At 49.1% G+C, this 25342-nt stretch carries 22 protein-coding genes; 19 read left to right on the top strand and 3 right to left on the bottom strand.

What is annotated here, in order from left to right:
- The 12 genes from AC4MRN_RS08210 to AC4MRN_RS08265 form a co-directional block, all read left to right on the top strand.
- Positions 1-862 (top strand): FHIPEP family type III secretion protein (locus tag AC4MRN_RS08210; RefSeq protein ID WP_491202990.1); only part of this gene is annotated, 862 nt, incomplete at its 5' end.
- A 29-nt stretch (positions 863-891) separates the two neighbouring features.
- A complete protein-coding gene (gene flhF / locus AC4MRN_RS08215) occupies positions 892-2292 on the top strand; it encodes a flagellar biosynthesis GTPase FlhF (protein WP_491202991.1) in 1401 nt (466 codons plus the stop codon).
- Positions 2289-3149: a MinD/ParA family protein gene (locus tag AC4MRN_RS08220; protein ID WP_073319046.1), complete on the top strand. Its 861-nt coding sequence runs from the start codon at positions 2289-2291 to the stop codon at positions 3147-3149. Before flhF ends, AC4MRN_RS08220 begins: the two co-directional genes overlap by 4 nt.
- 2 nt (positions 3150-3151) lie before the next feature.
- A complete protein-coding gene (locus AC4MRN_RS08225; RefSeq protein ID WP_155015439.1) occupies positions 3152-3880 on the top strand; it encodes an RNA polymerase sigma factor FliA in 729 nt (242 codons plus the stop codon).
- 59 nt (positions 3881-3939) lie between these two features.
- Positions 3940-4323 (top strand): chemotaxis response regulator CheY, encoded by a 384-nt coding sequence (gene cheY, locus AC4MRN_RS08230; RefSeq protein ID WP_070175545.1) that lies wholly within the window; start codon positions 3940-3942, stop codon positions 4321-4323.
- Between the two features lie 35 nt (positions 4324-4358).
- A complete protein-coding gene (locus AC4MRN_RS08235; RefSeq protein WP_370167161.1) occupies positions 4359-5111 on the top strand; it encodes a protein phosphatase CheZ in 753 nt (250 codons plus the stop codon).
- Between the two features lie 12 nt (positions 5112-5123).
- On the top strand, positions 5124-7382 hold the full coding sequence (locus AC4MRN_RS08240) for a chemotaxis protein CheA (protein ID WP_491202992.1): 2259 nt from the start codon (positions 5124-5126) through the stop codon (positions 7380-7382).
- A gap of 20 nt (positions 7383-7402) precedes the next feature.
- A complete protein-coding gene (locus AC4MRN_RS08245; RefSeq protein ID WP_491202993.1) occupies positions 7403-8566 on the top strand; it encodes a protein-glutamate methylesterase/protein-glutamine glutaminase in 1164 nt (387 codons plus the stop codon).
- A gap of 37 nt (positions 8567-8603) precedes the next feature.
- Positions 8604-9374: a ParA family protein gene (locus tag AC4MRN_RS08250; RefSeq protein WP_073319032.1), complete on the top strand. Its 771-nt coding sequence runs from the start codon at positions 8604-8606 to the stop codon at positions 9372-9374.
- A gap of 2 nt (positions 9375-9376) precedes the next feature.
- Positions 9377-10177, top strand: a complete 801-nt coding sequence (locus AC4MRN_RS08255; RefSeq protein ID WP_491202994.1) for a chemotaxis protein CheW — start codon at positions 9377-9379, stop codon at positions 10175-10177.
- Positions 10178-10195: 18 nt separating this feature from the next.
- Positions 10196-10684, top strand: coding sequence for a chemotaxis protein CheW (locus tag AC4MRN_RS08260; RefSeq protein ID WP_073319026.1), 489 nt, complete (start codon positions 10196-10198; stop codon positions 10682-10684).
- Positions 10685-10699: 15 nt separating this feature from the next.
- Positions 10700-11116, top strand: coding sequence for a DUF2802 domain-containing protein (locus tag AC4MRN_RS08265; RefSeq protein WP_073319023.1), 417 nt, complete (start codon positions 10700-10702; stop codon positions 11114-11116).
- 39 nt (positions 11117-11155) lie between these two features.
- Here AC4MRN_RS08265 and AC4MRN_RS08270 read toward each other — a convergent pair whose 3' ends face one another.
- Complete coding sequence (locus AC4MRN_RS08270) at positions 11156-12598, bottom strand: glycoside hydrolase family 28 protein (RefSeq protein ID WP_491202995.1); 1443 nt, start codon at positions 12596-12598, stop codon at positions 11156-11158.
- Positions 12599-12900: 302 nt separating this feature from the next.
- Here AC4MRN_RS08270 and metA point away from each other — a divergent pair, with 302 nt between their 5' ends.
- From metA to AC4MRN_RS08290, 4 genes are read left to right on the top strand one after another with little or no spacing between them, the layout of a single operon-like run.
- Positions 12901-13839, top strand: coding sequence for a homoserine O-acetyltransferase MetA (metA, locus tag AC4MRN_RS08275; RefSeq protein WP_255053319.1), 939 nt, complete (start codon positions 12901-12903; stop codon positions 13837-13839).
- 3 nt (positions 13840-13842) lie between these two features.
- Positions 13843-14898 (top strand): homocysteine S-methyltransferase family protein, encoded by a 1056-nt coding sequence (locus AC4MRN_RS08280; RefSeq protein ID WP_491054878.1) that lies wholly within the window; start codon positions 13843-13845, stop codon positions 14896-14898.
- 9 nt (positions 14899-14907) lie between these two features.
- Positions 14908-17532, top strand: coding sequence for a methionine synthase (metH, locus tag AC4MRN_RS08285; protein WP_491202996.1), 2625 nt, complete (start codon positions 14908-14910; stop codon positions 17530-17532).
- The gene (locus AC4MRN_RS08290; RefSeq protein WP_491202997.1) at positions 17525-18121 is read left to right on the top strand and encodes a DUF938 domain-containing protein; all 597 of its coding nucleotides are present in this window, start codon (positions 17525-17527) and stop codon (positions 18119-18121) included. The genes metH and AC4MRN_RS08290 overlap by 8 nt, the downstream gene beginning before the upstream one ends.
- A 30-nt stretch (positions 18122-18151) precedes the next feature.
- Here the strand turns inward: AC4MRN_RS08290 and AC4MRN_RS08295 are convergent, their stop codons facing one another.
- Together AC4MRN_RS08295 and AC4MRN_RS08300 are read right to left on the bottom strand one after the other, a co-directional pair.
- A complete protein-coding gene (locus AC4MRN_RS08295; RefSeq protein WP_491202998.1) occupies positions 18152-20218 on the bottom strand; it encodes a M13 family metallopeptidase in 2067 nt (688 codons plus the stop codon).
- A gap of 14 nt (positions 20219-20232) precedes the next feature.
- On the bottom strand, positions 20233-21453 hold the full coding sequence (locus AC4MRN_RS08300; protein WP_491202999.1) for a GNAT family N-acetyltransferase: 1221 nt from the start codon (positions 21451-21453) through the stop codon (positions 20233-20235).
- Positions 21454-21494: 41 nt separating this feature from the next.
- Between AC4MRN_RS08300 and AC4MRN_RS08305 the strand changes: the two genes are divergently transcribed.
- From AC4MRN_RS08305 to csrA, 3 genes are all read left to right on the top strand, one after another.
- Complete coding sequence (locus AC4MRN_RS08305; RefSeq protein ID WP_073320916.1) at positions 21495-21950, top strand: regulatory protein RecX; 456 nt, start codon at positions 21495-21497, stop codon at positions 21948-21950.
- A 205-nt stretch (positions 21951-22155) separates the two neighbouring features.
- Entirely contained in the window at positions 22156-24753 is a 2598-nt protein-coding gene (alaS, locus tag AC4MRN_RS08310) for an alanine--tRNA ligase (RefSeq protein WP_491203000.1), read from the top strand.
- 124 nt (positions 24754-24877) lie between these two features.
- Complete coding sequence (csrA, locus tag AC4MRN_RS08315) at positions 24878-25069, top strand: carbon storage regulator CsrA (protein ID WP_073318995.1); 192 nt, start codon at positions 24878-24880, stop codon at positions 25067-25069.
- The last annotated feature ends 273 nt before the right edge of the window (positions 25070-25342 follow it).

Here is a 25342-nt window from a genome sequence, read left to right on the forward strand (position 1 = left end):
CAACCTCGATTTAGATCCCAATGCTTATCATATCTCAATGCTGGGCGTCACCATTGGTGATGCGCAGGTGAGCCACGATGAAGAACTGGCTATTAATCCGGGTCAGGTATTCGGCAAACTGGAAGGTCGTGTTACCAAGGATCCTGCGTTCGGACTGGATGCCGTGTGGATTAAGCCTAATCAGCGTGAACACGCGCAAACACTGGGTTACACCGTAGTCGATGCGGCAACGGTTATTGCCACTCACCTCAGTCAGCTACTGACCACCAACGCTTATCAGTTACTCGGATTCGAAGAAGTACAGCAACTGCTGGATATGCTGGCTAAGCATAGTCCTAAGTTGGTTGAAGGTCTGGTTCCGGATCTGGTGTCGCTGTCTACCGTGGTGAAAGTGTTGCAAACCCTGCTTTATGAAGGCGTGCCTATTCGTGACATGCGCACCATTGTGCAGACGCTGACAGAGTACGCGCCGAAGAGTCAGGATCCTGACGTACTGGTCTCAGCGGTGCGGATTTCTCTGAAGCGTCTCATTGTGCAGGAAATCAATAACGGCGGTCGAGAATTGCCTGTCATTACGCTGGCGCCAGAGTTGGAGCAAATGTTGCATCAGTCGTTGCAGGCAGGCGGGGATGATGGCGCAGGTATTGAGCCTGGTTTAGCTGAGCGCTTACAACAATCGTTACAGCAAGCAGGGCAGCAGCAGGAATTAGCGGGTGAGCCCGCAGTATTACTGACATCGGGCATGTTGCGTCCGGTGTTATCCCGCTTCCTTAAGAATGCGGTAACCGGGCTTCATGTGTTGTCTTATCAGGAAATCCCCGACGACAAGCAGGTAAAAATTGTGGCATCGGTGGGTCAATAAACTGACGCACCCGATTTAACGAGGTCATTATGAAAATCAGACGTTTTTTTGGTAAAGACATGCGCGAAGCGCTTAATCAGGTAAAGCATGAATTAGGTGCTGATGCCGTGATCATGTCAAATCGCAAGGTGGCCGATGGCATTGAATTGGTAGCAGCCTACGACAAAGAGCCTGCTGCTAAACTGGACATGCAAGCTGGCAAAGCACAGCAGGGCAAGCCAGGGCATCCGGGTGAAAAACCGTTACCAACCCTCAGCGAGATCATTGGTGATGACGGCCCGGACAGCCTGCGGGAGTTACTGGAAAAACAAGCGGGCAAACAAAATGCAGGCAGGCAGCAAGCACAGTCTATTGCCAAAGCCATGCAAACCTCAGCGCCTGCGGCACCTGCTCAGCCAGCCCAGCCAGCTCAGCAACAAACACAGTCAGCGGCTAAGCCTGCAATGGGGGGCTTTGACGATGAGTTTGATACGCCGTCTCAGCAGTCAGGTTCTGCTGCATCTCAGGGAAGTCTGGAAGATATCCGCGCTGAATTGGCCTCGTTGCGCAATGTCTTGCAGTTCCAACTGTCGGATATGCAGCAACAGCATCAGTCACGCATGAAGCCACAGCAGCGTTTTCTGAATCAGCAGATGATTGATATGGGTATTTCTGCGCCGCTGGCGCGACAGTTGGTTAGCTACGCGCCTGCACAAGCAAACGAGCGCGAGTCCTGGTTATACTTACTCAAACTTCTGTCTAATCGATTAATGACCAACGATGATGATATCTTATCCCAGAAGGGTGTGGTTGCACTGGTTGGGCCAACTGGCACAGGTAAAACTACCACGATTGCCAAACTGGCTGCCAAATACGCACAAAAGTATGGCGCTGACCAGGTTGCATTGATTACCATCGATACTTACCGCATCGCGGCATATGAGCAATTGGCAACCTACGGTAAGATCATTGGTTGCCCGGTACGCAAAGCGCAGTCGGGTGAACAACTTGCTGATTTGCTGTTTCAGTTCCGCAGCAAGCGTTTGGTATTGGTTGACACTGCGGGCTTCAGTCAGCGGGATAGCCGTTTAATCAGTCAGTTAGCTACGTTCCAGCAAGCTGGCGGTCAAACAATAAAAAATTATTTAGTTGTGCAGGGTAATACGCAACAGGCTACACTAAAACATATCATTGGCGCTTACAGCAGTATTGATATGCAAGGTTGTATCATCACTAAGTTAGATGAGTGCTATAGTTTAGGGGAGGTGATCAGCAGCGTCATCGAAGCGCAGCTTCCGGTGAGTTATGTGGCTGATGGACAGCAGGTGCCAGAGGATATTCATGTGGCAAATGCAAAATCTATAATCTCTTTAGCAGCAAAGCTTTATAAAAAGTATGGATTGAATCATACTAATGGGAATACAGCAGTAAATTCAGCACAGGCAGTATGATTGAAGACCAAGCGAGTAGCTTAAGAAAGATGAATCAATCTCGATTAATCAAAGTTATCGCCGTAACCGGCGGTAAAGGTGGCGTAGGGAAAACCAACATTACCCTGAATACCGCTATTGCAATGGCAAAGCAGGGCAAACGGGTAATGGTATTGGATGCCGACCTTGGCCTGGCTAACGTCGACGTGATGTTAGGGTTAAGGGTAGAGAAAAACCTGTCCCACGTATTGTCTGGCGAATGTACTCTAGACGAAGTGCTGGTAACCGGGCCTCATGGTATTAAAATTGCGCCAGCAACGTCAGGCACGCAGTCAATGACTGAGTTGTCTCCCACGCAGCACGCGGGATTAATTCGCGCGTTTAGTGAATTGCGCTCCCAGGTTGACGTGCTCATAGTGGACACAGCGGCGGGTATCTCAGACATGGTACTGAGCTTTGCCCGGGCGTCACAGGATATCCTGGTGGTTGTGTGCGACGAGCCTACCTCGTTAACAGATGCCTACGCGTTGATCAAAATTCTCAACCGGGACTACGGCGTATTCCGCTTTAAAATTGTGGCTAATATGGTGCGCGATGTGCGGGAAGGGCAAGAATTATTCAGTAAATTGTCAAAAGTAACCGGGCGTTTTCTGGATGTTGCATTAGAATTAGTGGCGACCGTGCCGTTCGACGAGAATATCCGGCGTGCGGTTCGCAAGCAAAGTGCCATTGTTGATGCGTTCCCGGCATCACCGGCAGCAGTAGCAATAAGCCAGTTAGCGACCAAAGCTGCGGGATGGCCAATCCCGGCACAGCCAGGTGGCCATTTAGAGTTTTTCGTAGAACAACTGGTTGCAGGTAAGGTGGCAGGTAACTGAGTGTGAATAGCAGAGCAGCAGCGTATCAACAACAAATAGATAAAGCGCAGCTGGTTGAGCGACACGCTTCATTAGTTAAACGTATCGCCCATCATTTAATGGCGCGCTTGCCATCCAGTGTTATTGTTGATGATTTAATTCAGGCAGGCATGATTGGCCTGCTGGAAGCCGCCAAGAATTTTGACGGCAGCAAAGGCGCCAGTTTTGAAACCTTTGCAGGGATTCGTATTCGTGGAGCCATGCTCGACGAAATTAGAAAAGGCGACTGGACGCCGCGTTCAGTACACAAAAACGGCCGGGCGATTTCTGAGGCGATAGCGCAGGTAGAAAGAGAAACGGGTCGCGACGCCCGGGATGTGGACATTGCAGAAAAACTCAATGTCAGCCTGGCGGAATACCACCAGATGTTGTCTGAAGTAAATGCAGGTAAACTGGTCGGTATCGAAGATTTAGGTGTGTCGGAAGATGTTATTACCACGGAAGATTCGCGTGGTTCCGATGCGCCATTAGATGATTTAATGCAAGGCGCATTTCAAAAAGCGCTGGCGCATGCTATTACTACATTACCGGAACGTGAAGCTATAGTGTTGTCTCTGTACTACGATGAAGAACTTAACCTGCGCGAGATAGGTGAAGTTCTCGAAGTCAGTGAGTCCAGAGTGAGCCAGATTCACAGTCAGGCGATGTTAAAATTAAAAGCTCGTATGAAGTCCTGGCGGACTGGTGAGTAACATCTATACGGATTCGTATAACTATACTAACAATATGACTATCCTCACTGGAGGCAATTTTGGATAAGAATATGAAAATTCTTGTTGTAGATGATTTTTCTACAATGAGACGAATTATCAAAAACTTACTCAAAGACCTGGGCTTTTCCAATATTCAGGAAGCCGACGATGGCAGCACGGCGCTGCCTATGTTACAGCAAGGCGATTTTGACTTCGTAGTCACTGATTGGAACATGCCCGGGATGCAGGGAATCGATTTGTTGCGCGCTATTCGCGCCGACGACAAGTTGAAGCATTTACCTGTTTTGATGGTTACCGCAGAAGCGAAGAAAGAACAGATTGTTGCCGCCGCACAGGCCGGTGTTAACGGTTACGTCGTTAAGCCATTCACTGCTGCAACACTAAAAGAAAAACTAGAAAAGATCTTTGAACGCTTGGGTTAATCCAGTTAAGTGTTTAACCGCCTGAGGATAACTGGATGACAGAAAACAGAAAAGTTCCGATGACTCTGGAAGAAGCAAAGCAGTTGGTCGTATTTCTGGAGAACGGAGATGACGAATCAGCCAATGCATTGCTTGATGCCGTGGCAATGAAAGAGTCTGTCGAGTTATTTGCCGAAGTAGGCAAGCTTACCCGCCAATTACACAGTGCGCTGAATAATTTCCAATTAGACGAGCGTATTGCTGGCCTCGCTAACGAAGACATCCCTGACGCACAAAGCCGATTGACTTACGTTATTGAAGAAACTGAAAAAGCGGCTAATACTACAATGGACGCTGTTGAAAACAGTATGCCAATTGTGGAAACCATGAAAGAGCAAATCGACAGTGTTTTGCCTGAGTGGAAAAAGCTGATGAATCGTGAAATCGAGCTCGGAGAATTCAAATCATTGTGCCTGGACCTGGATACTTTTCTGGAAAATTCGTCCAAAAATGCAGATCGCCTCATGTCGTTACTCACTGAGGTGCTTATGGCACAGGGTTACCAGGACCTGACTGGTCAGGTTATTCGCCGGGTTATCGAGTTGGTCAAAGAAGTTGAAGATAGTCTGGTTCACATGCTGACAGTGTTTGGTGGTTCAGAAGTGACGAAAAACGTCAAAGCTTCCACTAAACAAGCCGATAACGATGAAATCAAAGCTGAAGGACCGATTATTGATGCAGAGACCCGTGATGACGTGGTATCTGGTCAGGATGATGTTGACGACCTTTTGTCCAGCTTAGGGTTCTAGGGGAGCGGGTGCATGTCTTTTGATGTCGATGAAGATATTTTGCAGGATTTTCTGGTTGAAGCCGGAGAGATCCTCGAACAATTACAAGAGCAACTGGTAGATCTGGAAAACAACCCAGAAGACAAAGATCTGCTCAATGCCATATTCCGTGGTTATCACACGGTGAAAGGTGGCGCTGGTTTCTTGTCACTAACCGAGTTAGTTGAAATTTGTCACGGCGCTGAAAATGTCTTTGACGTCATGCGAAACGGACAGCGCTCGCTGACACCAGAATTAATGGACGTGATTCTACAGGCAACGGATGTTGTCGTAGAGATGTTCGAAAAAGTAAAACTGCGTGAGCCGCTAGAGCCGGCAGACGCCAACCTGGTAGATATCCTCCACAAGCTGAGCCATCCCGAAACGGCTGACGAAAATATTTTTGACGGTGCCGCCTCTGAAGCGCCTGCTGTTGAGGAAACCTTCGAGCTGGAAGAAGAGCCCGAGGAAACCGAGAGTGCAACAAGCGACACGTCTGGTGTTATCGACGATATCACCGAAGACGAATTTGAAGCACTGTTAGACGAACTTCACGGTACGGGTGGCGCGCCGGGTAAGAACGAAACCAAAGAAAAGCCAGCCGCAAAACCTGCGCCTGCAGCTAGTGCTGCACCTGCTGGTGACGATGATATAACCGACGACGAATTCGAAGCGCTGCTGGACGAACTTCACGGCAAAGGTAAGTTTAGCGGTGAAGCTGAAGCGCCTAGCGCGCCAGCGCCTGCTGCAGCACCAGCGGCTACGCCAGCTGGCGGTGATGATGAAATTACCGACGATGAGTTTGAAGCGTTACTTGATCAGTTACACGGACAGGGCAAAGGCCCGGGCGAGACAAAAGCCGCTGAAGCCGCAAAACCTGCACCTGCCGAAAAACCTCGGGTTAAGGTAGAAAACGAAGCGAAGCCGACGCCTGCGTCAAAAGCGCCTGAAAAGCCTGCTCCCGCAGCTAAGCCTGCTCCCGCAGCTAAGCCTGCTGCACCTGCAGCGCAGAGCAAGCCCGCTGCGGCACCCGCTACAGCTAAAAAAGACGAAAAGAAAGCCACACCTGCGCCACCGCCAGCTGAAACGACCGTTCGGGTAGATACCCGACGTCTGGACCAGATCATGAATATGGTGGGCGAGTTGGTATTGGTGCGTAACCGCTTGTTAAGTCTGGGCATAAACATCAATGATGAATCAATGTCCAAAGCCATCGCCAACCTCGATGTGGTGACCGGTGACTTGCAGGGTGCGGTAATGCAGACCCGCATGCAGCCAATCAAAAAGGTATTTGGTCGTTTTCCTCGCGTTGTCAGGGATTTGGCGCGAAGCCTGAAAAAAGAAATTACCCTAGAGCTGGAAGGTGAAGAAACCGATCTGGATAAGAATCTGGTTGAAGCCCTGGCCGATCCATTGGTTCACCTGGTTCGAAACTCAGTTGACCACGGTATTGAAATGCCGGATGACCGGGCGGCAACTGGGAAGCCCCGAATGGGTAAAGTTAAATTGTCGGCGTCTCAGGAAGGCGACCACATCCTGCTCGTCATTGAAGATGACGGTAAAGGGATGGACCCGGACAAACTCAAAGACATCGCGATTTCCCGCGGTGTGTTGGATGCCGATGCGGCAGCCCGTATGTCTGACGTCGAAGCGTTTAATTTGATTTTTGCACCAGGTTTTTCAACCAAGACCGAGATCAGTGATATTTCTGGTCGTGGGGTTGGTATGGATGTGGTGAAAACCAAAATTAACCAGCTTAACGGTACCGTTAATATCGACTCGCAACTGGGCCGGGGCACCCGCCTTGAAATCAAGGTGCCGCTCACCCTGGCTATCCTGCCTACATTAATGATTGTGGTAGGCAAACAAACCTTTGCACTGCCATTGGGTGCGGTGAACGAAATTATCAATATGGACATCAAGAAAACCAATACGGTTGATGGCCAGCTAACCATGATTGTGCGTTCAAAAGCTATCCCGTTATTCTTCCTGGGAGAATGGTTGATACGCGGACCCAAAAACATTGACCGTCACAAAGGTCATGTTGTTGTGGTACAAATTGGTACTCAGCAAGTTGGGTTTGTGGTTGACGCACTGATAGGACAGGAAGAAGTAGTTATCAAGCCGTTGGATGCGCTGTTACAGGGCACGCCGGGTATGGCGGGAGCAACGATAACCTCCGATGGTGGTATTGCCTTGATTCTGGATATCCCAAGTCTGCTGAAACGCTACGCACGAAAAGCATTAAAATAATAATAGAGGATTCTTGTTAAATGGCCTTCAAAGTCCTGGTGGTCGACGATTCGAGCTTTTATCGCCGCCGGGTTAAAGATATTCTGAATGAAGACCGTTCACTGGATGTGGTTGGCGAAGCAAAAAATGGGCGCGAAGCGATTGAATTAATCAAAAAGCTGCGCCCTGACGTTGTCACCATGGACGTAGAAATGCCTGTCATGGACGGTATCTCTGCAGTGCGACGGATTATGGATGAATGTCCTGTTCCCGTAATCATGTTTTCTTCTCTCACGCATCAGGGAGCCAAAGCGACGTTGGACGCGCTGGACGCGGGTGCTGTCGACTTTTTGCCCAAGCGATTTGAAGAAATAGCCAAAGACCGCAGCGATGCGGCAACTATTCTGAGAACGAAAGTCAGACTTCTCGCAAGACGGACACCACTGTCTACACAGCGCAGACCGCTGACGACACCCTCGGGTATTACCTCACGTCGCCCAGCACCTTCTACACCGACCAGAACGCTACCCACTAATGCGCCTAAAGCGTCTTTTTTAAGAAGCTCTTCGCTGTTAGCTGGTCGGAGTGAACAGGTAGAACCACAGGTCGTCTCGCAGGTACGCCGCAGCGGGAAGCGTTATCGCTGTCTTGCTATAGGCGCTTCTACAGGCGGTCCGGTTGCATTACAAAAAGTACTTAGCGTATTGCCTGAAGGCTTTGCGTATCCGATTTTTCTGGTACAGCACATGCCAGGCACGTTCACGAAAGCGTTTGCCGAGCGGCTGAATCAGCACTGTAATATCCGCATCAAAGAAGCAGAACACGGTGATGTTGTGCAGAATGGCTGGGCGTATCTTGCCCCCGGCGGCAAGCAGATGACAGTGGATAAGTCGTCAGGACAGCCTAAAATTGTAATAACTGAATCTGACGCGTCGGATATTGGTTATAAGCCCAGTGTCGACACTACCTTCAACAGTCTGTCAAAAATCTACGGCGGTGATACGCTAGCCATTATTTTAACCGGAATGGGCGCTGATGGACGTGAGGGATGCAGAACATTGAAAGGCCTGGGGGCTAAAGTATGGGCGCAAGACCAGGCAAGCAGTGTGGTTTATGGCATGCCACAAGCGGTTACCGTCGATAAACTGGCGGAAGTGAATATTAATATAGATGATATAGGTAGCTGCATTATCACCGAGATGTAACCGGTGAGCCAATATTAGCGCTGTTGGGAGAGTAGCGGTGAAAATCTGGACCATTGCCAATCAAAAAGGCGGGGTAGGGAAAACAACCACAACGGTCACACTGGGTGGGCTGCTGGCAAAGCAGGGCCACAATGTGTTGCTAGTTGATATGGACCCGCACGCTTCATTGAGCTACTACTTCGGCATTGATTCTGAAGAGCTATCACATTCAATTTACGATATTTTTGCTAATCCTTCCGGATTAAGCGACGATAAAGTCCTAGACTGTTTGTGTTCAAGTAAGCTGGACAGCTTATTTATTTTGCCGTCGACGATGGCATTGGCCACCTTAGATCGCTCAATGGGCAATCAGATGGGCATGGGCCTGGTACTAAAAAAGGCCTTGAAGCAAATCGAATCACAGTTTGATTATGTGCTGATTGACTGTCCGCCAGTGCTTGGCGTGTTAATGGTGAATGCGTTAGCAGCCTGCGAAAAAGTGGTTGTGCCGGTGCAAACTGAATTCCTTGCACTCAAAGGCCTGGACAGAATGATGCATACCATGGCGATTATGGGCAAAATGCTAGGACGTGAATTTGACACCATTATTGTGCCTACCATGTTTGACCGGAGAATAAACGCGGCCATCGCAGCCCACAAACAGTTATTGTTAGATTACAAAGAGCAAACCTGGATGGGCATGATTCCGGTAGACACCCGGTTCCGTGATGCCAGCCAGATGCAGGCCCCCGCTTCGATTGTTTATCCGAAAGCTCGTGGGGTGTTTGCGTATCAGAAATTATTGAATACATTGGACAGTGACGACTAGTAATGAGTAAAAACACGCCGTTCGCCAAAGAAGAGGTAATGGAAGAGTACCTCAGCAGTTTACTGCGGGATGTTGAAGATCCTGCGGAGGCAACTGCGCGTACGGCAAAATTACTCGAGCAAGCTACCGTTGAAGTGCCTGATGTTGCGCCTGTCGTAACGCCGCCTGTTGTCGAAAAACAGGTAGTAGAAAAACCAGTTGCAGAGAAGCCCCGGGAACGGGTCGTCGCCAAGGTGTCATCGCCCGACGAGCAGGTGATAAAAGACGTAGAAGAGCAGGTTGCAGTCGTTGCACAACAGCAAAATGCTGCGCCGCCTAATGCGCCTGTACTGCCACTTGAAAAACGTCTTGATGATAAGTTTCAGGCGTTGTTCTTTGAAGTGGCGGGGTTAACCCTGGCAGTGCCTTTGATAACGTTGGGCGGTATTCACCAGCTTACCAAGCTCGGTCCGCTTTTCGGTAAACCCAAATGGTTTATGGGGATCATGCTGCATCGGGAAGAAAAATTGAGTGTTGTTGATACTGCACAATGGGTTATGCCCGAAAAATACGATCAAAATCTGGCAGATCAGCTAAACTATCAATATCTTATTATGTTAGGCGATAGTTCGTGGGGACTCGCCAGTGAAAAACTAGTCAATACTGTATCGTTGACAAAAGCTGATGTGAAGTGGCGTGAAGCGTCCAGCAAACGGCCTTGGTTGGCGGGTATGGTGAAAGATAAAATGTGTGCATTGCTTGACGTTGATGAACTAATTGCAATGCTAGATAATGGCTTGGGCAGTAAAGACCAGGTGCCATAGTCAATTGGAGCCAAGTACATGAGTGATGATAGAAATAATAACGCTGCAAATGTAGACGATCAGGTGTTGCAATGGGTCACCTATCGTTTGGGTGATGAAACCTATGGCATTAATGTAATGCAGGTTCAGGAAGTGCTGCGTTACACCGAAATTGCGCCTGTGCCTGGTGCACCGGACTATGTTCTGGGGATTATCAACTTACGGGGCAATGTTGTTACCGTTATTGATACCCGTGCCCGGTTCGGTTTGCCGCCAGAAGACGTCACTGACAATACCCGTATCGTTATCATTGAATCTGACGAGCAAGTCGTTGGTATTCTGGTAGACAGTGTTGCTGAGGTCGTTTACCTGCGCTCTTCAGAAATCGACAGTGCGCCTAACGTAGGTACCGAGGAAAGTGCGAAGTTCATTCAGGGCGTAAGCAACCGCGATGGTGAACTGCTTATTCTGGTAGATCTGAACAAGTTATTAAGCGATGAAGAGTGGGACGAACTGAGCAGCCTGTAACGGCCTGACGAACACATGGAAGTATCAAAACCACTTCTTATTGCCGTATTCGCTTGCCTCCTGGCGACAGGAGGCTTTTTAGTTAATTGGCTGAATACGCGCAAACAAATCCGCTTACTCAAGCTGGAGCTCGACGATCATAAAAAGCTGATAGCGCAATTGACCCGATCGCAGCAAAATTTTTACAATACGATTGAAGAAGGGCAGGCCCGCAGTATGGCGGTGGCGCGCTCAGTAACGTCATTGGAAAATGATATAGCAGCACTGGCAAAGCAAATTAAAACGGTTAGTGAACAGGATCCCGATAGCCGCCTCTATCAGCGTGCTGCTGAGATGCTGCAAGCAGGCGCCAGTATGGATGAAGTCATGCATAGCTGCGACCTACCTGCCGCTGAAGTCCAGTTGCTAATGAATATTCACAAACCCGCGTAGCCCGAGGCGACTTAACTTTAAAACAGGTCGCACAATCAGCTATTCAATCCGCACATTGTGTACGTGCTCGTGTAGAAAAGCGTCTCCGGACAAAGCACTCACTGCAAGATTAGACAACTGCACGCCATTTACTGGTAATTCTGCCTGACCTGATATCTGACTGATGAAAGCGGCATTATTCACAGTAATATCGGCTATTTGTATATTCTCAATGGCTGTCAGGCGTCGCTCATAGGTTGGAACCAGGGTTCGCCACTGATAAAGCACATCTGTGTCAATGGCCAGTACACCACCGCCAATAGTATCGGCGTTTACGCGTTCAACAATGATATTTCGCACGAAGCCTCCGCGACGTTCATTGGTTTTGATAAACACGATGTTGCCCGTTCCGCGGTATTTGTGTTCATCAGAGGTGAACGCTTCCCCGCCGTCAAAGTGGCAATCATGTACCCATATATTTTCTATGCCGCCGGACAGCTCACTGCCAATGGCGAGTAATTGGTGTGCGCGTTTAATTCGACAATGGCGCATAACAATATTCCGGCACGGGGTATGTAAGCGCCAGGCATCCTGGTTGCGCCCGGCTTTTACCGCTATGGCATCATCGCCCTGATCAAATGTGCAATGCTCTATAAGCATATTTTGCGTCATTTCGGGGTCGACACCGTCATTGTTGTGGCCATGGGCTGATACGCTTACATGGCGTAATACAACATCTCTGCACATATAGGGGTGCAATACCCAAAACGGACTGTCCTGAATATGTATCCCTTCGACTAACACATGCTGGCAACGGTTAAACTGAATAAAATGAGGGCGAAGGTTGGCACCTTCATAAGCCATTTGCCGATCTTCAACGGCGATATCCTTCGACGCCATATGATAAAGACTGGCAATGGCGTCCATATGGGCTTTGGGGCGCGCGTACCAGTCTTGCCAAATATCTAACTTTGCCCGAAGTGTTCCTTTACCGCTAATCGCTACATTGCTGCATTCATAAGCATAAATAAGTGGCGAATAGTTATAGCACTCCATGCCTTCCCAACTGGTTTTAACCGCAGGCAAGTAGTCGCTGGGGTTTTCAGAAAACAACAGAGTGGCACCGGCTGTCAGGTGCAGGTTTACATTGCTACGTAAGTGTATGGGCCCGCATAGCCATTCACCAGGTGGAATTATGACGGTTCCCGCACCCGCACGATTGGCTGCAGCTATCGCGCTGCGTAATGCACTATCGTTTGCGGATTTGTCCTGCGCGACTGCACCGAAATCGCGGATATCAAACCCTGTGGCCTGACTAAAATCGGGAACAGTGATTCCCGGCATTGCAAAAGGCGCGTTCACCTTGATGGTTTCTGTTGCTGGCAGTGAAGTCTGCCCGGGTAATTGCTTCATTGTTGAACATCCTGATAAAGCAGCACAGGCAAGGCTGCCCTGAATAAACTGCCTGCGAGACAACGCCAGTTTGTATGGTTGGTCAGGCATTTTTAATTGTCCTTATCACTCTTATTTTCGTTTAGCTACTTTCCCTAGCTACGTGCAAACTGAACGTTGTTGTTTAGTTTGGGTAAAGCAACAGGCTAAGGTCTGAGTATTAACATTACAGAGCAGTTTGGGTGTTGTCTGCGTTGCGTTACTCATAATGTGTTTTTCTTTCCGAATGCGAAACCAAGGAGTCACGTCATGGTAAATGCCCGTATAAACATTTAGACGTCTAGACGTAAAGATGTTGACATTGCCTGCGCTTTAGCGACAATAGCACAACGAGATTTATGCCCGGAGTGACTATGCCTATCAGGATCCCAGAAAATTTGCCTGCACAAAATGTGTTGTTGGGTGAGAATATTTTCACCATGGATAGCCAGCGTGCTGCGAGTCAGGATATCCGCCCTATGGAGGTGGCTATTCTTAATCTGATGCCAAATAAGATTGAGACCGAAGTGCAACTGTTGAGACTGTTGTCCAATACGCCATTGCAGATCAATGTCGATTTAATTCGCATTAATGATCTCGCGCCAAAGCACACTCCACAATCGCATATGGATGCGTTTTATCATGACTTCAACGATGTGGCAGATAAACGCTATGATGGCCTGATTGTAACCGGCGCGCCTTTGGCGCTGCTCGATTACGAAGACGTCAACTATTGGGACACCATGAAAACCATTCTGGAGTGGGCAAACCGCAACGTGCAGTCAACATTGTATCTGTGTTGGGCGGCGCATGCGGCCATGTATCATTTTTATGGTATCCAGCGAAAACTCCGGGATGTAAAGCTGTCCGGGGTATACCATCATCAGGTAAAAGACCCGCATAACGAGTTGTTGCGAGGGTTTGACCCGGAGTTCTACGCGCCACATTCGCGTTACGGCTATATCAATACCGATGAATACGAGAGCATTGACGGCGTTAAAGTGATTGCCGAATCTGAAGAGGCCGGGGCTTATGTGGTGGCATCTGATGACAAGCGCATGGTGTTTATTACCGGGCACCCAGAATACGATCCTGAAACACTGGCAGACGAATATCAACGTGATGTTCAGGCTGGTCTGAATCCCAATATTCCATGTAATTACTTCCCCGGGGATGACCCGACACAGTCTCCTCTAGTAAGATGGCGCTCTCACGGCAGCCTTCTTTTCACTAACTGGATAAACTACTATGTTTACCAGACAACGCCGTACGATTTGAATCAGCTGGTAGAAAAGAACCAGCATAAGAGGTAACACGTGACCAGGTTAACAGACGAGCAATTTTATGCCCTGGCGGCTCAGCGCATTCTCATTTTGGATGGCGCAATGGGCACCATGATCCAGCGGCACAAACTGGAAGAGGAAGATTACCGGGGCAAGGAATTCGCCGACTGGCATTGCGATATCAAGGGCAATAACGATCTGTTGTCCATTACTCAGCCAGATATCATTTACGACATCCATTGTCAGTACCTGGCTGCGGGTGCAGATATTATCGAGACTAACTCTTTCAATGCGACCACCATTGCCATGGCTGACTATGACATGGAAGCGCAATCGAGGGATATCAATGTGGCTGCCGCTAAGCTGGCGCGCAAAGCCGCAGACGAATTCACGGCGAAAACACCGGATAAACCGCGCTTTGTCGCCGGAGTACTGGGCCCGACAAACCGCACGGCGTCCATATCGCCAGATGTGAATGATCCGGGAAAGCGCAACGTGACCTTTGACCAACTCGTAGAGGCTTACACTGAGTCCTGCGAAGCCTTAATTGAAGGCGGTTCCGATATCATTCTTATTGAAACCATCTTTGATACGTTAAACGCCAAAGCTGCCGCATTTGCGGTGGAAACCGTCTTTGAGGCGCAAGGATTCAGATTGCCGGTTATGATTTCCGGGACAATTACCGATGCATCAGGTCGCACGCTGTCTGGCCAAACTGCCGAAGCGTTTTATTATTCACTGCGTCACATTAAGCCTGTTTCATTCGGTTTAAACTGTGCGCTGGGGCCGGATTTGTTGCGTCAGTATGTAGACGAAATTGCTTCTGTATCAGAATGCCTGGTGTCTGCTCACCCCAATGCCGGTTTGCCAAACGAATTTGGTGAATACGACATGGAAGGGCCTGAAATGGCTGAACACATTAAAGAGTGGGCCGGTTCAGGTTTGGTCAACATCGTCGGCGGCTGTTGTGGCAGCACTCCCGAGCATATCCAGGATTTGGTCAACGCCGTTGCCGGTGTTACGCCTCGCGCCGTTCCTGCATTTGAACCCAAAATGCGGTTGTCTGGCTTAGAACCCTTTGTGCATTAAGGTATTGACGTGTCTGCAGAATTTTCAAGTTTTATTAATATCGGTGAACGCACTAACGTAACGGGTTCAGCCGTATTTAAACGCCTTATTTTAAATGGCGATTACGAAACCGCATTAGACGTAGCCCGCCAGCAGGTTGAAAACGGTGCCCAAATCATCGATATCAACATGGACGAAGCCATGTTGGATTCGGTGAATGCGATGACGACCTTTTTGAACCTGATCGCGTCAGAGCCCGACATTAGCCGTGTGCCTATCATGATTGACTCCTCTAAGTGGGAAGTCATCGAGGCCGGCCTTAAGTGTGTGCAGGGCAAAGCGATTGTGAACTCAATTAGCTTAAAAGAAGGTGAAGCACCGTTCCTGCATCAGGCGCGCCTTATCAAGCGCTACGGTGCCGCTACAGTGGTAATGGCATTTGACGAAACCGGACAGGCCGATACGCAGGCGCGTAAGGTTGAGATTTGTCAGCGCAGTTACAAATTACTGGTAGAAGAAGTTGGCTTCCCGCCGGAAGATATCATTTTTGACCCCAATATTTTCGCCGTCGCGACGGGGATCGAAGAGCACAACAACTACGCCGTCGACTTCATTGAAGCAACCAGAGTCATTCGTCAGACCTGTCCTTATGCACACGTATCGGGTGGTTTGTCGAACATTTCATTCTCGTTCCGGGGCAATAACCCGGTTCGTGAAGCGATGCACTCAGTTTTCCTGTATCACGCCATTCGCGCGGGCCTGGATATGGCGATTGTGAATGCCGGGCAGTTGGAAGTGTACGACGAGATCCCGCAAGAACTGCGCGATGCCGTTGAAGACGTGATTTTAAATCGTCATGAAGACGCAACCGACAAGCTGCTTGAGCTGGCTCCTAAGTATCAGGGCGACGGTAAAACTGTTGTTAAGGAAGATTTGGCCTGGCGTGAGTTGCCGGTGAATAAGCGTTTGGAACACGCGCTGGTAAAAGGCATTACGGATTATATTGAAGACGATACGGAAGCGGCACGACAGGCGGCAGAAAAGCCACTGCACGTGATCGAAGGCCCGCTGATGGACGGCATGAACGTAGTGGGCGACTTGTTTGGTGAAGGAAAAATGTTCCTGCCGCAGGTCGTAAAATCCGCGCGAGTTATGAAAAAGGCCGTTGCCTACCTGCAGCCCTACATTGAAGCTGAAAAATCAGAGGGTCAGAAGAGCAATGGCAAAATCCTGCTCGCGACCGTGAAAGGCGATGTTCACGACATCGGTAAAAACATTGTGGGTGTGGTTCTGCAGTGTAATAACTTTGAAGTTATCGACATGGGGGTGATGGTGCCGTGCGCCAGTATCCTGCAAAAAGCCAAAGAAGAAGACGTCGACATGATTGGGCTGTCGGGGCTCATTACCCCGTCTCTTGATGAAATGGTGCACGTGGCGAAGGAAATGGAGCGGTTGGAGTTCGATCTGCCTCTGCTTATTGGCGGCGCGACCACCTCTAAAGCGCATACAGCTGTAAAAATTGAACAGCACTACCATGCGCCAGTGGTGTATGTACCTAACGCAAGTCGTGCCGTGGGTGTGTGCCAGAAGCTGCTGAATGCACAATCCCGCGCTGAGTTTGCTGAGCAGCTCAGCAAAGAATACGACATTGTGCGTGATCAGCACGCGCGTAAACAGCCTCGCAGTAAGCCGGTCAGTTTGCAGCAGGCACGCGACAATGCGCATGTACCAGACTTCAGTACCGCGCCGGTTACACCCAATAAACTAGGTGTAACGCCCGTAACGGTGCCGCTCGAAACTCTGCGCAATTACATTGACTGGACGCCGTTTTTCCTGACCTGGTCACTGGCAGGCAAGTATCCGCGCATCCTGACCGATGACGTTGTTGGCGAGCAGGCTCAAAGCCTGTTTGACGATGCCAATGCCATGCTGGACACCGTGATTGCCAATCAAAGCCTGCAGGCTAAAGGTGTCATCGGGCTGTTTCCTGCCAATCGCCAGGATGACGATGTGGTGATTTATGCCGATGAAAGTCGTCAGGAAACCCTGGGCGTGGCGCACCATTTACGTCAACAAACCGACAAGCCAAAGGGCGCGAACTACTGCTTAAGTGATTTTGTGGCACCAGTAGGCTCTGGCATTAATGACTATGTCGGCGCGTTTGCAGTGACAGGCGGCATTGGCGAAGATGAGCTGGCAGCGTCTTATGAAGAAAAAGGCGATGACTACAATGCCATCATGGTAAAAGCGGTTGCAGACCGACTTGCAGAAGCTTTCGCTGAATACCTGCACGAACAGGTTCGTAAGCAATACTGGGGCTATGCTCCGGACGAATCGCTGAGCAATGATGACCTTATCCGCGAGAAGTATCAGGGCATTCGACCGGCACCGGGTTATGCGGCATGTCCTGAGCACACTGAAAAGCAATTGATCTGGGACTTGTTGAACGCGGAAGAGCACACCGGCATGAAGCTCACCGAAAGCTATGCAATGTGGCCTGGCGCGTCAGTGTCGGGCTGGTATTTTGCGCATCCGGAAGCCCGTTATTTTGCGGTAGCAAAAATCCAACAGGATCAGGTTGAAGATTATGCCAAGCGCAAAGGGTGGGATATCGAAACTGCTCAGCGCTGGTTGGGTCCCAATCTGAATGACTAAGCCATTTAGCCAGGCCTGCGAAAACAACAAACAGCCGATACTGGCTGAGTTGTCGCGGGCATTTGCTAACAGCAAAACGGTGCTGGAGATAGGCAGTGGTACCGGGCAACATGCGGTGCATTTTGCGCGTAACCTGCCTCATCTCAGTTGGCACACCAGCGATGTTGTAGACAATCACGCTGGTATTCAGGCCTGGGTACATGAAGCCGGGTTAGCGAATCTATTTGACCCCATCACGTTGAAAATTGGTGAACATCCGTTCCCTGATATCCCGTTTGACGCCGTATATTCTGCCAATACTGCTCACATTATGTTTGCTGATGAAGTGGCGTTAATGATGCGTAGCATTGCCCAACAATTGCCTGCACAGGGGATATTTTGTCAATATGGTCCTTTCACGCTGAATGGCCAGTTTTCATCACTGAGTAACGAGCAGTTCCACGACAGTTTGCTAAGCCGCGGATATGGCGGTTACAAAGACATTAACAGCCTGAAGGTCTGGGCGGGAGAGGGGTTACAACTCACCGAGATTCGTCCAATGCCGGCCAATAATTTGTTGCTTATCTGGCAAAAAAAAGCCACCGATTAACGGTGGCTTGATTTACGTTTTAGCAAATTATTACCAGATACGTACACGCTCTTCTGGCGCCAGGTAAAGTGCATCACCTGGCTGCACGTCAAAAGCTTTGTACCAAGCGTCGTGGTTACGCGGTGCTAACGCACGGAATTGACCCGGAGCGTGAGTACCTGCACGCAACTGACTCAGCATGCTTTGTTCTGTGCGCTTTTCTTTCCATACCTGAGCCCAGGCCAGGAAGAAACGCTGGTCGCCGGTCAGGCCATCAATGACAGGCGCTTCTTTGCCATTCAGGCTTAGTTGATAGGCGTGATATGCCATTGCCAGACCACCTACATCACCAATGTTTTCACCAAGGCTGTTGCGGCCATTTACGAAGTTACCTTCGATAGGCTCGTATGCGCTGTACTGCGCAGCAAGGGCATCGGCTTTAGCTTCAAACGCGGCGCGGTCTTCATCGGTCCACCAGTTTTGCTGAATACCGTTCGCATCTGACTTAGAACCCTGGTCGTCAAAGCCGTGACCCATTTCGTGGCCAATTACCGCACCAATGGCACCGTAGTTTACCGCTGGATCCGCATTTGGATCGAAGAACGGAGGCTGAAGAATCGCAGCAGGGAACACAATTTCATTGAATGAACTGTTGTAATAGGCGTTCACTCGCTGTGGTGTCATACCCCATCTCTCACGATTTGTGGGTTTTAATTCTTCTTCCAGTTCCTGCGCTCTGAAGAACTTACGCAGATTGTGTTCATTTGTCAGCAAATCATCGGCGGTGATCGATAAGCCTTCATAAGAAATCCACTCATCGGGGTAGCCAATTTTAGGACGGAATGCAGCCAGCTTGGCCTTGGCGTTGACTTTGGTTTCTTCGCCCATCCAATCCAGGCCGTCAATGCGTTCGCCAAGTGCAGCGCGAAGATTTTCAACCAGTTCGGCCATTTGCGTTTTTGAACTTTCCGGGAAGAAGCGATTGACATAGCTCTTACCAATAGCGAAGCCGAGGGACTCAGTCCCTGACATTGCGCCTATTGCACGTTTCCAACGTGGACGAGGCTCTTGCTGTCCGTACAGGGTTTTCCCGAAGAAATCAAAATTCGCCATGTAAATATCGTCTGACAACATAGACGCGTTGTTAGATATCGCATGGTAAGTCAGGTAGGTTTTCCAATCTGTCAGCGATGTGTCATTTACAATTTCAATGACCGCGTTAACCGGCTCGGGTTGTGAAATGTTAAGTTCCGGCGCTTTGTAGCCCTGCGCATTTAACCAAGCGTTCCAGTTGAAGTTAGGGTAAGCATCGCTCAGTTCTTCACGCGCGATCTGGTTCAGGGTCAGGTCACGGTTTCTACGCTTTTCTCTTGGCCATTGAATCTCTGCAATGCGGGTTTCCAGGGCAAGAATTGCCTGCGCTTTCTGCTCTGTGTCGGTCTCACCCGCAAAACTCAGCATAGTTTCAATGTGCTTGAGGTAGGCACTGCGGATATCTACGAATCGTTCTGCATCACTCAGGTAATAGTCACGATCTGGCAGGCCAAGACCACCTACACCAACAGACATCTGATATTCATTCGGTTCCAGTCGGTTATAGCCTAAACCACCCCAAAGTGGCGAGTTAGTGCCGTGTAGCCAACTCTTACCAAAGAAGGTTGTTAGTGCGTCAACCGAGTTGATGTTGTTGATTTCCTCAATGATTGGCATCAATGGTGCGATGCCTTTGGCATTGATGGTGTCTGTATCCATGTAGGCCGTGTAGAAGTCGTGCACTAACTGTTCGTCAGGTGTTAAATCATCCGATGCCATAATGTCATCAATAATTTGTTTGACCTGTTCTTCGCTGCGATCCGCTAGCTGAGAGAATGCACCATAGCGGGTTTTATCTGCAGGCAGTTCATAGTTTTTGTACCAGGTACCGCTGGCATACATAAAGAAATCATCGCCAGGTTTAACGCTCATATCACGGGCAGTTAAATCGACGCCAAAAGACCCAATCTGAGCGCTGGCTTGCGCTTCGGTCTGAGTTTGTTGTGTGGTTTGGTTCTCAGGTTTGCTACAAGCCGTTAGGGCTAGTGTAGCTGCAACAGATGCTGCAATTAACGTGTACTTCATTTTGATACTCTGTGTTAGATGTCGTCAGAAGACGGTTTATTGTTGATGTTAATGTATTTTGTTATAAAAGTGTTGTTGAAAGGTAATACATCCTGCGCCTGATTGAAATACTGTTCAATAACTGGCGATTCCTGCTGTAAAAAGTTGTCTACAGCCTGATGAAAATCCGGGTGCCGCATGGCGTGTTGGGAATAACAAAATATGGGTTCGAACCCGCGCAGAATTTTGTGCTCTCCCTGAGTACCCGGGTTAAATAACGGCAATTGCTTCTCAATGGCGAAATCAATTCCCCGAAAATAACAGCACTCAAAGTGCAATGAATCTATGTCCTGCAAGCAGCCCCAGTAGCGACCGTATAAGCCGGTTTTATCATAGAGGAACAACGCGGACGCAATGGGTTGCTCATCCAGGCTGGCCATTACCAAACACACGTTATCTGCCATGGTTTCCTGCAATCCATAGAAAAACGCCGGTGTCAGATACCCAGTGTGCCCACTGCGTTTTAAATAGGTATCCTGGTAGCAATCAATAAAGGTGGTCATGTGCGCAGTGGTGAGCTGCTCCCCGGTTAACGTTTGAATGTCGAGCCCGTTCCCTGCGAGGCGATGACGGTTTTTTCTGATATCCCGGCGCTTGCGCGATGTTAACACCGCAAGGAAATCGTCAAAGCTTGAATAATTGCGGTTGACCCATTGGAACTGCACACTTCTGCGAGTGGGGAGAGCCAGTTGTTCAAACGCAGCACAATCGTGGTCGTGAAATAACCAGTGAAAAGACGAAATACCTGACTGGTTGGCCCAGACTTCCTGAGCTTGTTTTAAGGTGCTGAGGCAATCGTTAAGCTGTGTGCCAGGCCGCAATAGCAGGCGAGGCCCTGTAACCGGAGTGAACGGTATCGCTGCAATCCACTTTGGGTAATATGCAAACCCATGTTGGTGATAAGCATTGGCCCAGCTGTGATCAAAAACGTATTCACCATAGCTGTCGGTTTTAACGTAACCCGGCACCAGTGCGACCAGCACATCGTCCTTGTAGATAACCCAATGGGCAGGTTGCCAGCCGGTATCCTGACCTACGCAGCCAGTGTCCTCCAGCAGTGCAAGCCAGTTATACTGCACGAAGGGGCCGCCCGTTGCTGCATGAACAGCCAGTGAGTCCCATTGGTCCTGAGCGATTTCTGAAATGGCATCAAGGCATCGCACGCGGTACCCTTGGATATTTACTTCGTACGCCATTTCGTTAGTATGCCCCGTTAATGAAAAAAGTTGATTTAAACATGACAGATAGCGACCGCAAAATCATTATGGATTCGATTACACGCATGTTGTCACGACGAGAACATGCGTATGCTGAGCTCATACGAAAATTACAGCAAAAAGGCTTTCAGACAAACGCGTTTGTGCCGGTGTTAGAAGAATATCGCGAAGCCGGTATCCAAAGTGATGCCCGTTTTGCCGAAATGAAGGTGCGCGCAGGCGCCGCGAAAGGACAGGGCCCGGGTCGGGTAAAAATGGACTGTCAGCAGTGGCAGGTCGATGAACACTTAGTAGAACAAGCCATTCAGGAAAACGAAATCGACTGGTTTGAACTTGCTTTGCAAGTACGGGCAAAAAAATACGGCATTGAACGCATCTCAGACCGGGAACTGCGCTACAAACAAATGCGCTTTTTACAGTACCGCGGATTTTATCAGGACCACATTGAATACGCGCTTTCAGTAACAGAAGAATAAATACTGTGGTTTAATCGAAACAATCAATCTGCCTGATAGTAATTATTTCTGCCCTCTGACCACGCCATTGCTTAACAAAGCGCCATCATCCATGATATTGTTGCAACCCTCAAGAACATGCGGTTTTTGTGCAGCCAGACCAATTAATCAGCGACAATAAAACCGCAAACAGGCTTTATAAACAACAAAGGATTTCAGGTTCTCAATGACTCTATCAACTGCCGATATTCGCCGTAAATTCATCGAGTATTTTAGTCGTAATGGCCACCAGGCCGTTGCCAGTTCTTCTCTGGTACCGGCAGATGATCCTACCTTGTTGTTCACCAACGCCGGTATGAACCAGTTTAAAGACGTGTTTCTTGGCTCTGAGAAACGAAGCTACACGCGCGCAGTCTCGTCACAGCGCTGTGTTCGTGCAGGTGGTAAACACAACGACCTGGAAAACGTTGGTTACACCGCGCGTCACCATACCTTTTTCGAAATGCTGGGTAACTTCAGCTTTGGCGATTACTTCAAACAAGAAGCCATTCAGTTTGCCTGGTCGTTTCTGACTGAAGAATTAAAACTGCCAAAAGACAAGCTGCTGGTGACCGTGTACGCCGAAGATGATGAAGCCTTCGATATCTGGGAAAACCAGATTGGCGTGCCGAAAGAAAAAATTATTCGCATCGCGACATCAGACAACTTCTGGTCGATGGGCGATACGGGTCCTTGCGGCCCTTGTTCTGAAATATTCTACGATCACGGCGAACATATCTGGGGTGGTCCTCCGGGCACACCAGAAGAAGACGGTGATCGTTTTATTGAAATCTGGAACCTGGTATTCATGCAGTTCAATCGTCAGGCAGATGGCACTATGGAGCCGTTACCTAAGCCGTCGATTGACACCGGTATGGGCCTGGAACGTATTTCTGCGATCATGCAGCACGTACACAGTAACTACGAGATAGACCTGTTTGATAACCTGATCAAAGCCGCTGCGACGATTGTCGGTACCGAAGACTTGTCGAACAAGTCATTGCGCGTTATTGCCGACCACATTCGCTCTTGTGCCTTCCTGGTTTGCGATGGTGTTATGCCTAGCAATGAAGGTCGTGGTTATGTATTGCGACGTATTATTCGTCGTGCTGTGCGCCACGGCTATCAGTTAGGTGCCAGCGATATCTTCTTCTACAAGCTGGTTGAAGCGCTGATCAAAGAGATGGGTGAAGCATACCCTGAACTGAAAGATCAGAAGCCGGTTATTGAAAAAGTACTGCGAGTGGAAGAAGAGCAATTCAGTAAGACACTGTCTCGCGGGATGAACATCCTTAACGAAGCCCTTGAAGCACTGGAAGGTACGGTGATTCCGGGTGAATTGGTCTTTAAGTTGTATGACACCTATGGCTTCCCAACCGATTTAACGGCTGACGTTGCCCGTGAGCACGATTACACCATCGACGAAGACGGTTTCCAGGCTGCGATGCAAGCTCAGCGCAAACGCGCGCAGGAAGCCAGTCAGTTTGGTGCAGATTACAACGATACGCTCAGAGTGGAGCAGGAGACTGCGTTTACTGGTTATGATAACGGTGAACAAGAGTCTAATGTCGTTGAGTTAATTTGTGGCAACGACTTCTGTGAACAGCTGACTGACGGACAAGAAGGTGTCGTGGTGTTAGACAGCACCCCATTCTACGCTGAGTCTGGTGGTCAGGTGGGTGACACGGGTGTCCTCAAAGTGGCCAACGGCGAATTCCTGGTAACAGATACCCAAAAACTGGGTAATGCTTTTGCTCACAAAGGCATTGTAAAAGGTGTTATTCAGAAAGGCGATAAAGCCGCTGCAAAAATTGATGATACAAAACGCACATCGATTCGTAAGAATCACAGTGCAACTCACTTATTACACGCAGCACTGCGTGAAGTGTTGGGCGATCACGTTACTCAGAAAGGCTCATTGGTGAATGCAGAACGTTTGCGTTTCGACTTTTCGCATTTTGAGAGTGTAACGGCGGAGCAATTGCAAACCATTGAGCAGCGTGTGAATGAAGAAATTCAGGCTAACCATGTATTGACGACACAGTTAATGGATTTGGATGAAGCCAAAGCGTCTGGTGCAATGGCATTGTTCGGCGAGAAGTACGATGAAAAAGTACGCGTTGTGTCCATGGGACCCTTCTCGACGGAACTGTGTGGTGGAACGCATGTCAAACAAACCGGAGATATTGGTTTGTTTAAGATTATCTCTGAAGGGGGTATTGCGTCGGGTGTTCGCCGTATTGAAGCGGTTTCCGGTATGGGCGCACTGGCGTTTGTACAACAACAACAAGCGGTGCTGCAACAAGCTGCAAGTTTGTTGAAAACTGACGCACTGGGCGTTGCCGAGAAAGTGGCGCAAACTCAGACACAGCAGAAAGAACTGGAAAAAACAGTGACTGCTCTGAAGCAGAAGCTGGCCAGCCAGCAGGGTGCAGACGTATTGTCTAACATTGTTGAGATCAATGGCGTTAAAGCGCTTATTGCTGAGCTTGAAGGTGTTGAAGCCAAATCGTTGCGCGGTATGGTCGACGACCTGAAAAACCGTATTGGCGAAGGGGTGATTGTGCTGGGCGTTCCTGCTGATGGAAAAGTCAGTTTAATCGTCGGCGTAACCAAGGGCCTGACCAGTAAAGTGAAAGCGGGTGAACTGATTAATTTCATCGCTGCTCAGGTTGGCGGTAAAGGCGGTGGTCGTCCGGATATGGCACAGGCCGGCGGCAGTCAGCCAGAAAATTTATCAGAAGCGTTACAGTCAGTTAACGCATGGCTAAAAGATAAGCTATAATGCAAGTATCGATGGAGAAACCCTGTCGTGACACCAGGGTTTCAGCATCCATCACCGCGTCTGTACGGACGGAGACGTCAGATTGGCCAGGAAGGCGCCGTATTAAAGGAACAGGAGCAAAAGAATGCTTATTTTAACTCGTCGTGTGGGTGAAACACTGATGGTTGGTGACGATGTCACAGTAACCGTCTTAGGTGTAAAAGGTAATCAGGTACGAATCGGTGTGAATGCGCCTAAAGAAGTATCAGTGCATCGCGAAGAAATATATATGAGAATTCAGGCTGAAAAAGGGTCGCAACCCTCAGACGCAGAATAATCATACTAAGGTCGGTTTATCCGGCCTTTTTTGTGCGCGAGAGAAAAATCTCAACGGTTTGTGGGAAATGGGACTAAAAACGGGATTTGCGCTATATTTAACCAGGAACAGGGTTTGTTTTGTCTGCTTTTTAGGCAAAAAAACCGGATTGCACAAAATCCCGGCATACGGTTTGTTTTTCCTTAAAAAAGCATTGACTTCTACCCGTTAGTCATTAGAATGCAGCCCCACATGACGGAGAGGTGGGTGAGTGGCTGAAACCAGTTCCCTGCT

It is taken from the genome of Marisediminitalea sp. (assembly GCF_984433645.1).